Source organism: Candidatus Chloroploca sp. Khr17, from assembly GCF_004138165.1.
Taxonomy (GTDB): Bacteria; Chloroflexota; Chloroflexia; order Chloroflexales; family Chloroflexaceae; genus Chloroploca.
In genome coordinates, this window is sequence record NZ_RYFF01000020.1 from 14,202 (window position 1) to 33,607 (window position 19,406).

The following is a 19,406-nucleotide window of genomic DNA, read 5'->3' on the forward strand; positions in this document are numbered from 1 at the left end:
GTTTCTGCCCCCTGGGAGCGAGCGCGTCCCGCCTTCGAACGCACGCCGAGCGCGGGACTGAGGTGTGACCAATGACCAGTATGACTATGGTTGAGATCGGGGCCATCGAACGCGAATTGCGTCAACTCTGGAGCGAGAGCGCCGAGAAGTCGCCTGATGGTCAGGCGGTGATCCGTGCCCTGACGCTGAATCTGATTGCCTGTACGCACGATGCCGAGCATGCCGACCGCATGACCGACGCAATTCAGCAGTTGACGGCGAGCCATCCAAGTCGGGCGATCCTTGCCCTCTTGCAGCCGGATGCACCTGAACCGCGGCTGGACGGCTTTGTGCAAGCCAATTGCCTCTTGAGTAGGCGCGGGACGCCCCAGGTCTGTGGAGAACAGATCACGCTTGATGCGCGTGGCTCGGCGGTGCAACAGGTTGCCTCGCTGATCCTGGCGCTGCTCGTGCCCGACCTGCCCGTTGTGCTCTGGCTCAGCCACCCTGATCCTTTTGATGCCCCGTTACTCGCCCGTTTGCGCAGCGTCGTTGACCGGGTGATGGTCAATTCACAGGCTTTTGCCCAGCCAACGAAGGAACTCGTGCGCATGGCCGAGCTTGAGCGTACGGTGTCGTCGGGCGGGTTGGCCTTGCATACCTTTGCGATTAGCGATCTCACCTGGGCCTCGCTGACGGCGTGGCGCGAACTGACGGCCCAGTTTTTTGATACACGCCCCCTGTTGCCACATTTGCGGCGGATCGATCATGTGACGATCACGTATCAAGCGCCAAACGGTGCCAACAACCCGGTGGCAGGCCTATTGTTGGCGGGATGGCTTGCGTCGTGTCTCGCCTGGGTTCCCTTGGAGGATGCCGTTAGCATCGAAGCCGCTCAGATCCGCTTTCATCTGCGTCGCCCGGCGGTTGGGGTGGGAACTGGTGCGATCCGCCTGGTCACCATTGATCTCTGCCCGGTGGAGGCTGGCATCGGGGCGATGCCTGGCCTCCTTGCGCTGCATCTCGAAGCGCTCGACGGGATCACCGCGAGTTTCCGCGTTGAACGCGCCGAGACCCCAGGATATGCGTTGACCACAGCGACCATCGCCGGGATGGAGCCGATCAGCCGCCTCGCCCGCTGTGAAGAACCGAGCCTCGCCGACCTGCTCGCCGCCGAACTCCGCCTACGGCATCGCGATCAGACCTTCAGCGACGCCCTGCGGGTGGCTGGTCTGCTGGCTGCCCGTTTAGGACGGGATATTTGACGCAAAGGCGCAGAGGCGCGAAGATTTGATCGATCTCTATGCGCAGCTTTGCGCCTTTGCGCCTTTGCGTCAACCCGAGTCAACCTTTTCCTTAACGCTTTTTGCCGCGGGGCACACCAGAGGGCACCTGGCGTCCGCGTCGCGCCTCGGCCTGGGTTCCGGCTGGCACAGCCTGGGGCTTGCTTGCCTGCGCAACGGCGGCATGGACGGGTTCTGCTCCCTGGCCCTGAGCAGCGAGCAGATGGACAAGCTCTTCTTCGCGGCCTTTGTGGCAATGCTTGAACTTCTTGCCACTGCCACAGGGGCAACGTTCGTTGGCCCCAATATTCGTGAGCTTCCGCTGGGGTTTGGCCGCCAGATTCTGCATCTCGCTGCTGCCACCCGCCGCCCGTGCCGTGGCGAGACGGCTCTTCTGCTCAAGCTCAAGCTGGCGCAGGTAGCGTTCGTAGGCAAAAGACTGTGCAATAATCTGATAGACGATATCGCGGGTGATATTAACTTTCAATTGATCGAACATCGCAAAGGATTGTTTGCGAAACTCGATCAACGGATCACGCTGGGCAAACGCCTGCAACATAATGTTCTGGCGCAACTCGTCCATTGCGGTCAGATAATCGATCCACTGGCGGTCAATCGTGCCGAGCATCATCCGGCGTTCGACAAAGCGGATTGTCTCGGCCCCCATCGCCTCTTCGCGCTCGGCATAGGCGGCCTCGATTTGCTCAACGAGCCAGATCTCGATCTCATCACGGCTTTTTGTGCTGAGGGTTGCGGGGGTAATCGCCTCAGGCAGGGTCGGATTGATCTGGCGATACTGGCGCAGCAGGGACTCGAGATCCCAGCCTGCGGGCCCCTCATCGGGCAGATGCTCATCCACAAGGGCCGCGATCTCTTCGCCGATCATCTGCAGGATCTGGTCACGGACATCTTTGCCATCAAGGATATCGCGGCGATCCTGATAAATAATCTGGCGCTGCTTATTCATCACATCGTCGAACTCGACCGTATGTTTGCGCAGATCGAAGTTATAGCCTTCGACGCGGGTCTGGGCGCTTTCGATCGTCCGATCAAGCAGGCCAGCTTCAAGGGGCAGATCCTCATCAAGGAAGCGATTCATCAGGCCCTTGATGCGATCAACCGGCCCAAAGCGACGCATCAGTTCATCTTCGAGGGACAGGAAGAAGCGTGACGAGCCAGGATCACCCTGACGACCAGCGCGACCACGAAGCTGGTTATCAATGCGGCGCGCCTCGTGGCGTTCGGTACCGATAATATGGAGGCCCCCAAGCTCACGCACCTGATCACCCTCGGTCGCCGTCAGGCGCCGAGCCTCTTCGGTTGCCACCCGAACCTGTTCAGGGGTAGCCTCTTCAAACACGATCCCTTGGGCGGCCAGCAACTCTTCTACCAGGCCATCGGGGTTGCCACCGAGCAGAATGTCAGTCCCACGACCAGCCATATTGGTTGCCACGGTGACCGACCCCTTGCGGCCAGCCTGGGCGACAATGGTCGCCTCTTTCGCGTGGAACTTGGCATTGAGCACGCTATGGTCAATGCCGCGTCGCTTGAGCAACTCACTCACCTTCTCTGAGGTCTCGACCGAGGTTGTACCAATCAGCACGGGGCGGCCCAGTTCATTCAACTCGGCCACCTGACTGACCACGGCATTGAACTTGGCGACTTCGCTGCGATAGATCTGATCGGGCAGATCATCGCGTACGGAAGACCGATTGGTGGGGATGATCACCACCTCAAGATTGTAGATCTTGGCGAACTCTTCGCGTTCGGTATAGGCCGTACCGGTCATCCCGGCTAGCTTGCCATACATACGAAAATAGTTCTGAAAAGTGATCGTCGCCAGGGTGACATTCTCATTTTTGACGAGCACGCCCTCTTTGGCTTCAACGGCCTGATGCAGCCCATCAGACCAGCGACGACCGGGCATCGAGCGACCGGTAAACTCATCAATGATAATAACTTCACCTTCAGAAGTGACCATATAATCGCGGTCACGTTGGAAGATGAACTGAGCTTTCAGCGCATTCTCGACAAAATGGGTCTTTTCAAAATGCAGCGGGTCATACAGACTCTCGCCATCAGGGATTTTCAAGAGGCGTTCGACATGCTCAATGCCCTGTTCGGTGAGCGTAATGCTTTTGGTGCGTTCTTCAATAAAGAAGTCGCCATCGGGCTCCATGCCCTCTTCCTTGATCTGCTTGGGCGTCACGCTTGAACGGCGCAGATGCTTGACCACGCCGGTCATCTGACGATAGAGATCCGAGGATTTCTGCGCCGGCCCCGAAATAATGAGCGGGGTACGCGCTTCGTCAATGAGAATATTGTCAACTTCGTCAACAATGGCAAAATGCAGCTCGCGCTGCACCATCTGTTCTTTCTCATAGGCCATGTTGTCGCGCAGGAAATCGAAGCCAAATTCGTTATTGGTACCGTACGTAATATCAGCCGCATACGCCTCACGCCGGGGCACCGGCCGCCAGTGAATGAGGCGCGTATCTTCGGCATTGGCATTGGGATCAACATACGTCGGGTCAAAGATCGCGCTCTGATCGTGCGCAATGAAGCCCACCTTGAGGCCGAGGAAGTGATAGATCGGCCCCATCCAGCCGGCTCCAACGCGGGCCAAATAGTCGTTGACCGTCACCAGATGAGACCCTTTGCCTTCGAGGGCATTGAGATAGAGCGGCAGCGTCGCGACGAGCGTCTTGCCTTCACCGGTCTTCATCTCGGCAATTTTGCCATCGTGCAGCACAATGCCACCGATCAACTGCACATCATAGTGGCGCAGGCCAATCGTCCGCTGGGCCGTCTCGCGCACTGTGGCAAAGGCCTCGGGCAGGATATCATCAAGCGTTTCGCCGTCGGCAAGCCGTGCCTTAAACTCGGCTGTCTTCCCGGCCAGAGCCTCATCAGACAGCGCCTGATACTCAGATCCAAGGTCATTTATCTCTTCAACCAGTGGTTGGAGCTCACGGATGGCTTTCTCGTTGGTATCACCAACGAGCTTTTTGAGCCATTTGAACATACTTTCTCCTTGATAGAGGGGCAGATCCCCGGGACGCTTGTTCTACGCGGTCACAAAACTAGCTATGCTGGTTTCTGGCCCGACGAGGCAACAAAAGCTTTCATCCGTTAGGCCAGGTTTCAGGTTATTTTACAATGCGGAGGCTTCGAGCGCGTCAGGACGCGCTCGGCTATTTCCTATTTCCTATTTCCTCGCCTTAGGCATTATACCTGAGTAGCCGAGGCCGGTGCAAGCCTTTCCGCCACCATCGTGTGCAGAGCCTGGGCGAGTTCATCGGCGGTGAAGGGCTTCTGCAAGTAGCAAATCGCCTGGTCGGCCAGCGCTTGCTGGCGCAGAGCCGTGTCACTATAGCCAGACATATAGATGGTGCGGATGGTGGGGCAGAGTTGTTGGACGGCAACGCCGAGTTGAAACCCGTTCAGCTCGCCAGGCATCACAACATCGGTGAGCAGCAGATCAATCGGGGTAGGATGGCTCCGCATGATGACCAGCGCCGCCTCGGCATCACTCGCTTCGACCACCGCCATGCCCATCCGGTATAACAACTGGCGCGTCAATTCACGTACATTCGCATCATCCTCAACCAGCAGAATCGTACGGGGTTCGGTTTGCTTTGCCTTCGGCGTAGGACCGGGTGACGTCTTGTGCGGTCTTTCTGCTGTAGCAACGACGGGAAGGTAGATCGTAAATTGTGTTCCCTGACCGGGTTGGCTCGCAAACAAAATTTTGCCCTCACTCTGCCGGATAATGCCATGCACCGTTGCCAGCCCCAGACCAGTCCCTTTGCCGCGTGGTTTAGTGGTGAAAAAAGGCTCAAAAATATGATCGCGAATCTGCTCGTCCATGCCCTGGCCGGTATCACGTACGGTCAACACCGCATAGGTGCCTGCCTCTACAGGGGCATACTCGGCCTCCATTGTGGGGGTAATCGAGCGTTGCGCGGTTGTCAGCGCAATGATGCCTCCGTCGGGCATGGCATCGCGTGCATTGATCACCAGGTTCATCACGACCTGCGTCATCTGCCCAGGGTCGGCCCGTACCACGGGAAGGTCAGGATCCAAGCTGATCTGAAGTTGAATCCGTTCGCCGATCAAACGCCTCAAGAGTTGTTCGATATCAGTCAGGACTTCGTTGAGACTAATTGTTTCCGTCTGGAGCACCTGGCGACGGCTGAAGGCAAGCAACTGGCGGGTAAGCGCGGCGGCCCGTTCGCCTGACTGACGGATTTGGGTGATCGAGGTGCAGAGATCCTCATCGTCAGGTGGGTCACTCAGGATCAGATCGGCCTCACCCATAATGACCGTCAACAGATTGTTGAAATCGTGGGCCACCCCGCCGGCCAGGCGGCCCAGGGCCTCCATCTTTTGGCTTTCGCGCAGTTGTTCTTCGGCGCGAATACGCTCACGCATATCGTGGGCAATCGTTGAAATAAACTCGGTCTGACCATCGGGGGTGCGATGCGCGAGGATCACCTGCTCCACGGGAATTTCGGTACCATCGCGGGCATAGATGCTCGACTCGCCTGACCAGATCCCCTCGCGCATCACCGCAGGGATCGCCTCGGTACGCAGCCAGGTCAAACGTGAAGGCGGATAGAGATCGGCCACGCGAAGGGTGGCAAGGTCTTCATCGGGTAAAAGGCCGAGCACTTGACGCCCAGCGGCATTGAGGAAGAGGATCTCGCCATTGGGATAAGCCATGCCAACAAGGTCGTTGGTTGATTCGATAATCGCGGCGAGCCGGGCATACGCGGCCTCGGCGCGGCGGCGATCGGCCAGTTCACGCGAGACTTCTTCGTAGAGGCGGGCATGTTCCATCGCAATCGCGGCCTGGGTCGCAAAGACGGCCACGAGGCGGGCATGTTCCACGGTATAGAAGCCGGGTTCGTACTTGTCGAGCGTGATGATGCCGAGCACCCGCTCACCCATCAGCATCGGGACACCCATCCAGGCGCGGACAAGATTATTGACCGGCGGATCGTCGTTGAAGCGTGGGTAGCTCTGGATGGCATCGTTGAGGATCAACGGTGTGCGGCTACGGGCAACTTCGGCGTTGGGGGTCGTGCCCGCTTGCAGGCTGAATCCTATGCCGATCAGTGTCTCGGCATAGGCGAGGCCATAACAGCCGATGATCACCGAGGTGTCGCCCTGAATCGCTTGCACCGACGCACTATCATAGGGCACAACCTTGCGCAGTTCGCTAAAAATCAGCCCCAGCACCTCTTCGCGGTTGAGGCTCGCACTCAACATCTGCATCGCCGAGGCCAGGGCTTCGGCCTCGTGGCGACGTTGTTCCGCTGTCGTCAGGGCTGTCTGCAGGCGGCTCACCGTTTGATCGAGGGTCTGGCCAAGCGCACGGATCTCGGCGGGGCCAGTCTGCGGAATAGGAATGGCAAGATTGCCGGCCCCAATCTGTTCGGCGGCGGCTGCCAGGTGTTGGATGGGGCGGACAATGGTTATGGAGAGCAGATAGGCGGCGATCAGGGCCACAAGGATGCTGAGGCCGGTGATCAACCCGATGACCAGATACGTTTCGGTGACCCCGCCGAGCAGTTGGTTGAGGGGTTGTTCGTAGATCAGCGTCCATTGCAACAGACTCCGGCTTGATGGTGAGAAGCGGGCAAAGGAGAGTAGTTTCCCCGGGGCATCAACGGGGTTGACAAGGTTGCCTGAGCCTGCCTGGAGGATCGTGGCGGCACTATGAGGATACACCTGTTCAAGGCGTCGGCTCTGCTCGGGTGCGGCTGTGATCTGGTTCTGGTCGAAGAGATAGGTGCCATCCTGTTCGATGACCGAAATCGTGAGGTCTGATGCATCGGCCTGCAGGCTTGCCAACAAGGTTTCCAGCGGAACTTCGAGGATGAGCACGGCAATTGGCGCATTCGACGCATCGAAATACGGAGTAGCAAAATCGAGGCGAGGGGGCGGCCCGGCGCCAAGCGGCGTCCGGGTAATGCTCATGAGCCACTCACTGTCTGATCTGATTTCGTTCCAAGTGCGTTGAAAACTACGTTCATTGGCCCGATTGCGAAGGGCGGCCTGAGGAACGGGCAGATACGTACCCTCCGCACCTCGCACACAGAACTCTTCGTTGCCCGCGCTATCGACCAAGCAGAGACCAAGATACTGGCCCTGTGCCTGTTGCAAGAAGTTCGTAAAACGCTTGATCACAGGTTCAGGATCGTCGCGTTGCGCGAGATACTGTTGTAGTTCAGCCGCCTTGAGCGCAATAATCAGGCTTCGTCCACTGCTGATCAGTTGACCGTTGAGCAGCGTCGTCTGGTTTTCAACGAGGCGCAACTGATCGGTACTAACCTGTTGCACAATCATCGTGCGCACGCGCGCCAGCACATAGCCCGAGAGCACAACAATCGGAATGAGCATCACCAGGACAAAGGCGAGGAACAGTTTGCGTTGCAGGGTCAGGTGGGTTCTGTGGCTCATAGTTGTGCCTTATCACACCGGCATTCCACCTTACCGTGCAGTTGCACCATGGTGACACTCAAACACCTACCCTACTGTCCAGAGATACAGACGCCCGTCGTGGCATCCTGTGGCCAGGAGCTTGCCATCGGGGCTATAGGCGAGCGAGGCGATGCCCGCACGATGTTCTAGCGCAACAGGGATGCGAATGCCATCGCTGAGGCGCCAGAAAAAGACCTTTTTATCTTCGCTTCCTGTGACCAGCAACTGGCTATTAGGACTAAACGCGATGGCGTGCACAGGCCCACGATGTTCTTGAAAAAACTCGATTGGCTTCTGGTCGCTCATACGCCAGACCTGGACACTCGTATTGCTACTGGCGGCGAGGTAGGCGCTATCGGGACTAAAAGCAACACGAAGAATAAAGGTAGGAAAGCCGCTCAACGAAGGCAACGGCGACGTATCGCTCACCTGCCAGAGATAGACCGCCCCATCGTAGCCTCCGGCCGCAATCAGGGTGCCATCGGGGCTAAACGCGACACTATGGACAAACGGGCAGACAAGGGTCTTGATGATCCGCACATACTCGTGATCTACCTCACAGAGGGCGAGCGAACCACCCCAGCCACCAATGACCAGTTTTGTCCCATCGGGGCTAAACGCAATGCTCTCGACCGGGCACCCGGGCAAGCGCAACTCACGGATGAAGGCACCATCATTGGCCTGCCAGAGGCGCACCGTCTCATCATCGCTGCCGGTCGCCAGCAGATTGCCATAGGGCGCAAAGGCGACACTCCGCACACTGCTGACATGGCCTTTGAGGGTAGCGAGAGGGCTATAGCTATTGACCTGCCAGAGCCCGGCGGTATGATCGTCATAACCAGCCGCAAGCAGATCACCCGCCGGATTGAAGGCCACTGAACGGATGGCGCTACCGGTGGTCAGCATATGCAAGAGGGTTGCTTGAGGATCGAGACTTGATCCGGTGATCGCCTGACTCCCGTTTGTCCCAGTCTGCGAAGCAAGCGGATTGCCTGCCGTTACTTCGCCTGGCACCAGGCCGGCGATTGGTTCGGGCGCGGCCTCAACCGGGAGTTCTTGCTCGGGGGGGGCCGGTTCAACATTCTCCTGGCGTGCGTGCGGACGTTCTCGTGAGCCGCCCTGGTTGCGCGCACGGGCCAATGCGGTGCGCATCTCGCGGGCCGAGGCCGGGCGTTCATCGATCATCACGGCCAGGGCGTGTTCGAGCACCCGGGCAACCGGTTCTGCCACATGGGGGGCAAGCGTGCGGATTGGCTTGAGTGGATCGGCTTGCCCACTGATCATGCGCGTCATACGCGTCATCGCATCAACGGGAAGGGTTCCGGTCAACAATTGATACATAGTAGCCGCGAGCGAATAGAGATCGCTGCGTGGGTCAGCCTCGCCATCGCGCATCTGCTCGATTGGTGCATAGGGTGGCGTGAAGCCATAGATCTTGCGGGCATTGGCCGATGCATCGGCTACTTCTTCAAGATCGATTGCCACCGTCACCCCGCCGCGGGCAAGACCAAAGTCAAGCAGAATAATATCGTAACTCTGGGTGAGTTTCAGGTTTTTGGGTTTAATATCACGGTGAAAGACCGGGACGGGGCGGGTATGGAGATAATTCAGCGCATCAAGCAATTGATCGGTCCACCGCAGGATCATGGGCATCGCTTGCGGCGACGCAAAACGGCGTCCGAGGCGATTGATCTGATTACCCAGATCTTCGCCGTGAATAAACTCCATCACCAGAAACTGGCCCTGGCCCTCGTTGAAATGGTCAATGACCCGTGGGAGGGCCTGATGGCGGAGGCGGGCAAGCACCTGCGCTTCATGTTCAAACGCCCGTCGGTAGACGGCATCCTGAAAAAAAGTCTCTTTGAGCGCTACATCGGTACGCAGACGAAGATCACGGGCGTGATAGACGGCACCCATCCCGCCTTTGCCGATCTGCTCAACAACTTTATAACGATCCTGGAGAATGGCCCCCGGCTCAAGCATTGCGGTGCTTTCCCTACTCTTCTTTTACCGTGCCCTTAGTATACCGCGAAACTGCTACCAATGAATTACCTGGTGGGTGCAATGGCAGGGCTGATGCATATGCGGACGAAGTGCTTGGGGTTCCATGGCAATATGGTATACTTCGTGCATAGCAACAGGGTGACCCTCTAAATAATGTCGGAGGCATTGTGCGATGAAGCGCATTGTAAGCATCAGTCTGGGTTCCTCAGCCCGTGATTATCGTGTAACAACGTCCATTCTTGGCCAGACGATTGAACTTGAGCGACTTGGGGTAGACGGCAATACGGCGCGTGCTGCCGAGTTGATCCGAGCCTTCGATGGGCGGGTTGACGCGATCGGGCTTGGTGGTTTGACGCCGGTTTTTCGGGTTGGCCGGGCGCGTTATCCACATCACGAGGCGATCCAGATTGCGGCTGAGGCGCGTCGCACGCCGGTTGTTGATGGTGGTGTCGTCAAGGCGACGCTCGAGCGTTGGGCAATTGCGCAGGCAGTGCGCAAGATTCCGTCGCTGTTGCGCTATCGGCGCGTGTTGATGACCAGTGGCATTGAACGCTATCAGCTTGCGGCGGCGATCAGTCAGTATGAGCCTGAGTTGCGTTTTGCCGATCCGTTGATCCATAGTGGGCTCCCCTTTCTCCCCGTGCCACGCTCGCTCGAACAGCTTGAACTCTACGCGGCCACTACGCTTCCGGTGACGGCGCTTTTGCCGTACCGCATCTTGCACCCGGTCGCGCTTGGCCAGGAGGGGCACGACCGTCGGGCAACAGGGCTTTTTGCATGGGCCCAGGTGATTGCCGGTGATTTTGCGTTTATTCGCCGCTTTGCGCCCGTCGATCTGACGGGCAAGACGATTATTACCGATGATCCTTCGCCGGCGGAGATCGAGGAGTTGCGCGAGCGGGGGGTGATGACGCTGGTGACAATGACCCCGCCCATCAGTACCGAGCGACCTTTCCTCGCCGCCGATGCGATCGAGGCGATCATGGTGGCTCTGCAAGAGACCGATGGGCAACCAGGCGAGGCCGATGCGCTCGATTTCATTGCTGCCGCCGGGTGGACGCCGACGGTGCAAGATTTGAATCCGCGCCCGCTGCCGAAATTTGCGTTCGTGATCCACCCGTTGCGCACCAACCTGATTGCCAATGACCCCCGGTTTAGCTGGACACGTTTTTTGCCCGAGCGCCTTGTGGAGCGGATCGCCGCCCATATGCCACCGCTCTACCTTTCGCGCATCAGGGGCATTCGCTCGATTGCGACCGGCCAGGAGGCGGAAGGTATTCTCTTGAGCCTGGGCACGACGCCCCGCGAGATGATGCGCCGTCCCCCGAGTTTTACCTATCGGCGGCTTATCCGTGCTGCCCGGATGTCCGAGCGGATGGGCGCACAACTCATGGGCCTCGGGGCCTTTACCTCGGTGGTTGGCGATGCGGGCATTACGGTGGCGCAGAAAGCCGATATTGGCATTACCTCGGGCAATTCGTTGACCGTTGCCGCGACGCTCGAAGCGGCCAAGCAGGCGGTTTATTTGATGAAGGGCGGTCGGCCCGACAAGGTGCGTGCCGTTGTCATTGGTGCGACCGGCTCGATTGGCGCAGTCTGTGCACGGTTGCTGGCCCAGGCGGTGCGCGATGTTGTCTTGATTGCGCCGCGCCCCGAGCGCTTGCTGTTGCTCAAGCAGCAGATCGAGCAAGAGACGCCAGGGGCACGGGTGATTGCGGCAACGCACCCTGATGCGTATGTTGGCGACGCTGACCTGATCATTACGACGACCAGTGCGCTGACGGGCAAGGTGATCAATGTTGACAAGCTCAAACCAGGGGCCGTGATCTGCGATGTTGCACGCCCGCCTGATGTCAAAGAAGCCGACGCTGCCCGCCGCCCCGACGTGCTGATCGTCGAGAGTGGCGAAATTGTCCTGCCAGGCGAGCCAGACTTTGGCTTTGATATCGATATGCCTCCCGGCACGGCATACGCATGTCTTTCCGAGACGGCATTGCTGGCGATGGATGGCAAATTCGAGGACTACACCCTTGGGCGGACGATTGAGATCGACCGGGTCAAAGAGATGTACCGGCTCTGGCAGAAGCATGGCTTAAAACTGGCTGGCCTGCGTTCCTTTGGGGTCTATGTCACCGACGAAATGATCGCCGAGAAACGACGGCTCGCCGAGGAACTGCGCCGCGAGCGGGGGTTACCACAGGAGATTGGCTCGGCATAAGGTTTGGTCACGTCCCCAAAAACCAGCAAAGCTGGTTTTTGGGGACGTGACCAGACTGTGTTTGTGGGCTGCCATCTATGAACACGCTAGAACACATCTGTATTCAACCTGAAGTTCAGCGCTATGCTGCGCCGCTGCTGCTGTTGCACGGGGCGTGGCATGGGGCGTGGTGCTGGCACGAGGCGATGCGTGACCTGGCGGCGCGGGGTTTTGTCGTGCATGCTTTTAGCACACGGGGGCATGGGGCGAGTGATCGCCCGCGGCGCCACTGGCTCACGACGGCGTCTGATTATGGGCGCGATCTGATCAGTGTGGTGCGGGCGCTGCCGAAACCGCCGATCCTCGTTGGGCATAGTTCGGGTGGGTATCTGGCGCAACTGTATATGACGGGACGCTTTGGGCCAGTGCCGCCCCTGGCGGGCGTTGTGTTGCTCGGCAGTTCGCCGGTTGACAGCGTGCGCTATTTCCTTACCCGTACAACGCCCCCCGAAGCAGCGATCGATCCGCGGGCGATGCTGCGCCGCGAACCCGAGACGATGCGCAAGCTGCTCTTCCGCCGCGACATTGCCCCCGAAGCGTTGCATGGCTATGTTGCGCAGATGGTTGCCGAGCCGCCCCTGGTGACGATGCAGAGCATGGTGTTGCGCCCGCGACCGGCGCGCAACGCCACGCCTGTCGTCGTCATTGCCGCCGGGCGCGATATGGTCTTTGGCCTTGAAGCGCAACAAGTCACCGCAGCGACGTATGGGGCCGAACTGATTGTGGTGCCTGAGGCTGCACACGACCTGATGCTCGACCCAGACTGGCCGCAGGCGGCGGCGGCGATCGAGCGGTTTGCGCAGATGCTAACGCTCTGAACACTTGCTTCTTCCCGCACAAAAAAACTAGCGTAGCTGGTTTTTTTGTGCGGGAAGAGTTGATTGACTGGTCAATCAACTTGTGCTACAATCTTGATTGACTGGTCAATCAAGATTGAGGAGAAGCGTTATGCCCCCGCGTGATCAGGATGAATTTGAGCAGCGGCGCAGGCAAATCCTTGATGGTGCGCTCGAAGTCTTTGCCGCAAAGGGTTTTGAGAAGGCAACGAATAAAGATATTGCTACCGCAGCGGGGATCAACTCGCCAGGTTTAATTTATCACTATTTTGCCGATAAAGCCGATCTGTTTCGCCATGTGGTTCAGCATTTTGTGCCGATGATCAGCTTGCTCGATCATCCCGATGATCTGATGCAACGCCCAGCGCGTGAGGTTTTGACGCTCTTTGCCGCGACGGTGTTGAAAGCGACGGAGAATCGTCAACTCTTTGCGGCCTACAAACTTGTGGTGAGCGAGGCTTTTCGCCGCCCTGCTATTGCCGAGCTCGTGAATAAGATTGGGCCACAACGGGGCGTCCGCTTTCTCTGGCTCTACCTCGCTCAAGAGATTGCGTCTGGGCGGATGCGCCAGATTGATCCTGGCATTGCGGTGCGGTTGTTTATTGGCCCTTTGCTGGCTTTTGTGATCATGCGCGAGCTCTTTCCCCAACCCGATGCGGCAACAATCAGTGCCGAGACGATGGTGGAGCAGACGGTCGAGGCTTTTTTGCGGACGATGGCGGTCTAGGGGCAACACCTTTCAGATACGACGAGAAGAGACCTCACAGGTCTTGATGATGGCGTCCCAATGCCGACGAGCAGACCTGTGAGGTCTTCTTTGAAATAGAGGTTTGTATGGCTCCACGCTGGTCAAAAGTAATCCGGGATCTCTTTGCCCATCGCACGCGTACGCTGTTGGTGGTGCTTTCGATTGCGATTGGCGTGGCGGCCTTCGGGGCAATTCTGACGGGCCTGACGATTATTCGCGCTGAGTTGCAGTCAAGTTATCTTGCGGTCAATCCGGCGAGTGCGCTGATCACCACGCAGCCTTTTGATGAGGTGTTGCTCGAGAGCATTCGGCGGGTGCCGGGTGTTGCCGATGCGCAGGGGCAGCGTGCGGTGGCGGCGCGGGCGCAGGTTGGCCCTGACGAATGGGTCGATCTGCAATTGTTTGTGGTGCCCGATGATGGGGTGATGACGATCAATCTTGTGCGCCCCGAGACGGGACCGTGGCCGCCGCCTGATCGCACTGTCTTGATCGAGCGGGCTTCGTTGGATATGACGCGTGCGTCGGTCGGCGATGTGTTGGCTCTGCAACTGGCTGATGGGCCGACACGATCAATGCCTCTGGTGGGGCTTACCCATGATTTGAGTTTGCCTCCGGCCGCCATTGCGGGTCAGGCGTTTGGCTATGTGACTGCCGACACGTTGATCTGGCTCGGTGGCCCTGCCGATGATAATCAGGTGCTGATGACGACGAGCACGGGGCGCGATGATGCCGAGCATATTCAGCGCGTTGCCAGCGAGGTCGAACAGTTGATTGAGCGGAGTGGCCGTGAGGTGCTGGTGATTGATGTGCCAACGCCGTTGCAACATCCTGTTGAACTGGTGCTCGGTACGATTGTTGCGATTCTGACGACCTTGGGGTTGCTGGCGTTGTTGATCAGCGGCTTTTTGATTATTAATACGATCACGGCAATTTTGACCCAACAAACACGCCAGATCGGGATTATGAAGGCCATTGGGGCACGTACCAGCCAGATCATGGGGCTCTATTTTGTGCTCGCGGCGGGTTTTGGTCTGCTTGCGTTGCTGCTGGCTGTCCCGCTTGGCATGTTCGGCGGGTATGGCGTGGCTTTGTTTGTTGCTTCGCAACTCAATGTCACGCTGGAAGGGATACGCTGGCCCCTGGAAATTATGGCTTTGCAGGGTGTCGCGGCAGTGCTGGTACCGATACTTTCGGCGGCAGTGCCGATTCGGTCTACCGCACGGATGACGGTGCGCGAGGCGCTGAGTGGTGATACGACACCGCCGCCAGCCCGGATGAGCCTCTTGAGTCGGTTGTTGGGGGCGGTCGCCTTCATCACCCGCCCGACGATCCTCGCGCTGCGCAATACGTTTCGGCGGCGCGGGCGGCTTGTGCGTACCCTCATTGCGCTGTCGCTCGGCGGGGCCGTCTTTGTGAGCGTGATGACGCTGCGCGTCTCGCTCTTTACGACGCTCGACGACAGCATCGCGGCGCAGCAGTATGACCTGGAAGTCCAGCTAGCGCGTCCTTACCGTGGCGAACGGATCATGCAGGAAGTGGCATCGCTGCCCGAGGTAACGCATCTCGAAGCGCTGGTGCGGGCGCAGGCGTTTCCGGTGCAGCCCGATGGCACAACCGCCGAGATGGTGAGCCTGCGGGCGTTGCCTGCCGAAACGAGTCTGCTTACCCCGCGCATGGCGGCTGGGCACTGGCTTGATCCGGTCGAAGAGCGGAGTATTGTGCTCAGTACGAACTATCGAACCAAAGATCCGACCGTACAGGTCGGCGATACCATCACGTTGCGGATCAATAATCGTGATACCACCTGGCAGATTACCGGCTTTGTCGAAGAATTTTTGCCGCCCACAACCCCGGCGCTGGGCTATGTCAATCTTGCGTCCTACACGCGGGCCTATGGCGGGACGGGGCGGGTTGATGCCCTGCGGATCGCGACGACCGGCCACGACGCAGCCGCGCACGCCGCAGCCACCACGGCGGTCGAGCAGCGTTTGAACGAGCGTGGCTACGAGGTACGCCTGATTCGCTCGCGTACCGAAGATCGCGACATTCTCAGCGAGCGGTTCAATGTACTGACCGGCGTGCTGTCGCTGATGGCAGCGATTATTGGTACGGTAGGTGGCCTGGGCCTGGCTGGCACGATGAGCATCAACGTGCTCGAGCGTACCCGCGAGCTTGGCATTATGCGAGCCGTCGGTGCTGCTGATCGTGCCGTGCAGCAGATGGTCTTTGTCGAAGGTATCACCATCGGCCTGCTGGCCTGGCTCATTGGCACGCTGCTCTCGTTCCCGATGAGCTATGCCATGAGCTATCAACTCGGCATGAGTCTGCTCAATTTGCCGCTTACCTGGACGTATGCCCCGCTTGCGGTTGTCGCGTGGCTGTTCATTGTCCTGTTGATCGCAAGCGTTGCCAGCTATCTTCCCGCCCGCAATGCCACGCGCCTAACGGTCCGCGAGGTACTGGCGTATGAATGAGTGCTGGAAAAAGCTAGCGAAGCTAGCTTTTTCCAGCACTCACAAGAAGGTAATAAGAAGCAGTGATCCAGCTAACCAGGGTGATCAAAGAATATCCCACTGCGGCAGGCCCCTATCGGGCGCTCAAGGGAATTGACATAACTATTGAGCCGGGCGAGTTTGTGGCGGTGGTGGGCAAATCGGGGAGTGGCAAGAGCACGTTGATCAACATGATCACTGGCATTGACCGTTCGACCAGTGGCACCGTTTGTGTTGCAGGCACCGATCTGGGGCGTTTGAGTGAAGGGCAACTGGCGATCTGGCGGGGGCGCACGGTCGGCATTATCTTTCAGTTCTTTCAACTCTTGCCGACGCTGACGGTCGCCGAGAATATTATGCTGCCGATGGATTTTGGCAACATCGGGCGGCCCCGTGAGCGACGGCAACGGGCGATGACGTTGCTTGAGCAGATGGAGATCAGTGAGCACGCCGATAAGCTGCCAGGTGCGCTCTCGGGCGGACAGCAGCAACGGGTGGCGATTGCGCGTTCGCTTGCCAACGATCCCCCTTTGCTCGTCGCCGACGAGCCAACGGGCAACCTCGACTCGCGGACAGCGGACGCGATCTTCCATCTCTTCGAGCACCTCGTCGAGATGGGCAAAACAATTGTGATGGTGACGCACGATACCGATCTGGCGCAGCGGGCCGGACGGTCAATCACGGTGACTGATGGCTTGATTGTTGCGCCTGATGGATTATAGAGGAAGACGAAGATGCGTAAGCTTGTGATTGGGTTGATCGTGATCGTGGTTCTGCTTGGTGGTGGCATCGTCGTGGCGCAAACGGGTTGGTTGAACCCTGCTCCTTCCACGACTTCAACGACAACTCCGGTCGCTGATCAGTCCACCGCGCCACTCGCCGTGATCGCTGATGCACGGGTTGTTCCGGTGGCCGAGGCGCACCTTGCGTTTGAACGCAGTGGCACGGTTGCCACCGTCCTGGTGGCCGAAGGCGATCTGGTCACGGAAGGGCAGGCGCTGGCTCGCCTCGATACCCGCGAATTGGAGTTACGGATTGCGCGTGCGCGGATCAACCTCGAACGGGCGCAGGCGCATTACAACCAGGTCGCGTCTGGCGCGGCCCCCGAGGCGATCGCTGCGGCCGAGGCGAGCATTGCGCAGGCGGCGGCGCAGCGTTCACAGGTCGTTAGTTCGGTCTCGCGCCAGGATCTGGCGGCAGCGCAGGCTCAACTCGCCGAGGCACGAGCGGCGCTGGCGGCGTTGCTCGATGGCCCGCAAACGAGCGAGCTTGACCAGGCACAGGCAGCGGTTGATCAGGCGCGCACGGCACTTGATCAGCAACAGACCGCGCTCTCGGCAGCCAGAACCAATGCCGAACTGGCGCTGGAGCAGACGGCGAATGCGTTACGCAATGCTCAGGATAGTTACAGCCGGATCTACTGGGAAAATATTGAACTTGCCGATCGCCTGGATGACGAAGATCTGCCGCAAGCGCGCATTGATCAAGAGGCGGCGGCGTTGCGGGCGGTCGAGAATGCCGAGCACGCCTTGGCGCAAGCCCAGGTCGCTGTTGAGCAGGCCCAGCAGAACGAGCGTGACGGCCTGGCGAATGCGGAAGCCCGGCTCCGCGAAGCCGAAGCGCGTCAGGCGCTGTTGGTGGCGGCCCCCACTAATGACCGCATCGCGGCGGCGCGCACCCGCATTGCGCAGGCCGAAGCGAATCTTGCCCGTCTCCAGGGCGAGCAGCGCACCAGCCAGATTGCCGTTGCTGCGGCAGGCATTGACCTTGCCGAGGCCAACCGTGATCAGGTGAGTGCCGCGCCCCGCGAGGTCGATCTTGTTGCCGCCCAGGTAGAAATCAATGCCGCCCAGGTTGATTTGGATCAAGCAGAGCTTGACCTCGAACGCGCCACGCTCGTTGCCCCGATGGATGGCAGTGTTGCGCAACTCAATCTGACCATTGGCGAAGTGGCTGGCCCTGGCATCCCTGCGCTGATCCTGGCCGATCTTCAGGCCTGGCAGATCGAAACCGACGACCTCAGCGAGCTTGATGTGGTGCGTCTACGCGAAGGTAACGCCGTGACGCTCACCTTTGATGCCCTGCCCGATCTAGAACTGCCTGGTCACATCATCCAGATCAAGCCAATCGGCAGCAACCGCCAGGGTGACATTGTCTACACCGTTGTGATCGAACCCGACCGGTTTGAACCGCGTCTGCGGTGGAACATGACGGCGGTGATGACTGCTACGTAAGCAGTGTGCTTCACGGGGAGGCCAACCCAACTACCCTGGGTTGGCCTCCCCGTTTTTTCTTGCAGCACGCGAAAAAGTTAATTGTGAATAACCATACAAAAAAAGACCTCTCCCAATAGTCACTTTTTCTCCACCAATGCGCTCTCTTGCTTGTGCTATGCTCTGGCTGACATCCCCCTTCTGCGTTTTTACCGTGCGGTGCCGAGCGAGTCAACGTAGTGGTCTGTGAATGAAGTATTCTGGCGTCGTTCGCCGTCCACGAATGGGGGCACGAATACACGAATACCGCACCGCAACGCCCCTATTCGTTTATTCGTGATCAGTATTCGTGGACGGCGGTGCTGGCAGAAACCTTTGGTATAAGTACAACTGGTTACGCCCAAGGAGGCGACGATGAAGCGGAGCGCTTGGCTACGATGGCTGATTGGTGGTCTCTTCGTACTCGTCTGTGCGTTTGTCCTGCCTGTTGTTGCAACAGGCTTTCGTTTTGTGACTGCGGCTCAAAGTGCGCAATCGCTTCCCATCATCGCCCCGCAGAGCATCGTGCTGGTCAATGGCACGCTCAGCACGGATACCACCTGGACAGCGAATAATGTCTATGTCTTGCAGAGCGTCACGATCGCCCAGGGCGTGACTGTAACGGTGCAGCCGGGCACGGTGCTGAAGTTCGCCGACAGCACCGGTTTGGACGTAAACGGGACGCTGCTGGCGGTGGGAACCGAAGCCCAACCGATCATCTTCACCTCGCTGCGAGATGATGCCTATGGCGGGGATACGAATGGCAACGGCAATGCGACGAGTCCGGCGGCGGGGAACTGGGTCTGGATTCGCTTCATGCCGGAGAGTGCGGGGAGTCATCTGCGGTATGTGCGGGTGAGTTATGGCGGGAATACCTACGGGCGCAGTCTGGACGTGCAGACAAGCGCCCTGCTGGTGGAAGAGAGCACGATTGGCTGGACGGGGGGCCACGCGATCCACAACGCGGGCGTGACGCCGTCGCTCTCGAACAATACGCTGCGTGAGAATAGTGGCTACGGCATCTACTACCAGGGCGTGGGCACGCGCAGCAGCCTGGGGGTGACGA

10 protein-coding genes and 1 pseudogene are annotated in these 19,406 nt (G+C 58.9%); 8 read left to right on the forward strand and 3 right to left on the reverse strand.

Features of this window, described 5'->3' with window-relative positions; translation table 11 throughout:
- Positions 1-71 precede the first annotated feature (71 nt).
- Entirely contained in the window at positions 72-1,244 is a 1,173-nt protein-coding gene (locus EKD05_RS13160) for a glucose-6-phosphate dehydrogenase assembly protein OpcA (RefSeq protein ID WP_240695768.1), read from the forward strand.
- A 91-nt stretch (positions 1,245-1,335) separates the two neighbouring features.
- Here EKD05_RS13160 and secA read toward each other — a convergent pair whose 3' ends face one another.
- The 3 genes from secA to EKD05_RS13175 form a co-directional block, all read right to left on the reverse strand.
- Positions 1,336-4,287 (reverse strand): preprotein translocase subunit SecA, encoded by a 2,952-nt coding sequence (secA, locus tag EKD05_RS13165; protein WP_129673436.1) that lies wholly within the window; start codon positions 4,285-4,287, stop codon positions 1,336-1,338.
- A 203-nt stretch (positions 4,288-4,490) separates the two neighbouring features.
- The gene (locus EKD05_RS13170; protein WP_129673438.1) at positions 4,491-7,730 is read right to left on the reverse strand and encodes an ATP-binding protein; all 3,240 of its coding nucleotides are present in this window, start codon (positions 7,728-7,730) and stop codon (positions 4,491-4,493) included.
- Between the two features lie 66 nt (positions 7,731-7,796).
- On the reverse strand, positions 7,797-9,734 hold the full coding sequence (locus tag EKD05_RS13175; protein ID WP_129673440.1) for a serine/threonine-protein kinase: 1,938 nt from the start codon (positions 9,732-9,734) through the stop codon (positions 7,797-7,799).
- 193 nt (positions 9,735-9,927) lie between these two features.
- On the opposite strand from EKD05_RS13175, the gene EKD05_RS13180 reads away from it, so the two are divergent.
- The 7 genes and pseudogenes from EKD05_RS13180 to EKD05_RS25755 form a co-directional block, all read left to right on the forward strand.
- On the forward strand, positions 9,928-11,973 hold the full coding sequence (locus tag EKD05_RS13180; protein WP_129673442.1) for a serine carboxypeptidase: 2,046 nt from the start codon (positions 9,928-9,930) through the stop codon (positions 11,971-11,973).
- Positions 11,974-12,050: 77 nt separating this feature from the next.
- Entirely contained in the window at positions 12,051-12,830 is a 780-nt protein-coding gene (locus EKD05_RS13185) for an alpha/beta hydrolase (protein WP_129673444.1), read from the forward strand.
- Positions 12,831-12,960: 130 nt separating this feature from the next.
- Complete coding sequence (locus EKD05_RS13190; protein WP_129673446.1) at positions 12,961-13,575, forward strand: TetR/AcrR family transcriptional regulator; 615 nt, start codon at positions 12,961-12,963, stop codon at positions 13,573-13,575.
- Positions 13,576-13,682: 107 nt separating this feature from the next.
- Positions 13,683-16,070 (forward strand): ABC transporter permease, encoded by a 2,388-nt coding sequence (locus EKD05_RS13195; RefSeq protein ID WP_129673448.1) that lies wholly within the window; start codon positions 13,683-13,685, stop codon positions 16,068-16,070.
- A 62-nt stretch (positions 16,071-16,132) separates the two neighbouring features.
- Positions 16,133-16,810: an ABC transporter ATP-binding protein gene (locus tag EKD05_RS13200; RefSeq protein WP_129673450.1), complete on the forward strand. Its 678-nt coding sequence runs from the start codon at positions 16,133-16,135 to the stop codon at positions 16,808-16,810.
- 12 nt (positions 16,811-16,822) lie between these two features.
- Positions 16,823-18,322 (forward strand): biotin/lipoyl-binding protein, encoded by a 1,500-nt coding sequence (locus EKD05_RS13205; protein ID WP_129673452.1) that lies wholly within the window; start codon positions 16,823-16,825, stop codon positions 18,320-18,322.
- Between the two features lie 393 nt (positions 18,323-18,715).
- Positions 18,716-19,406, forward strand: a pseudogene (locus EKD05_RS25755) (hypothetical protein); the annotation flags it as partial.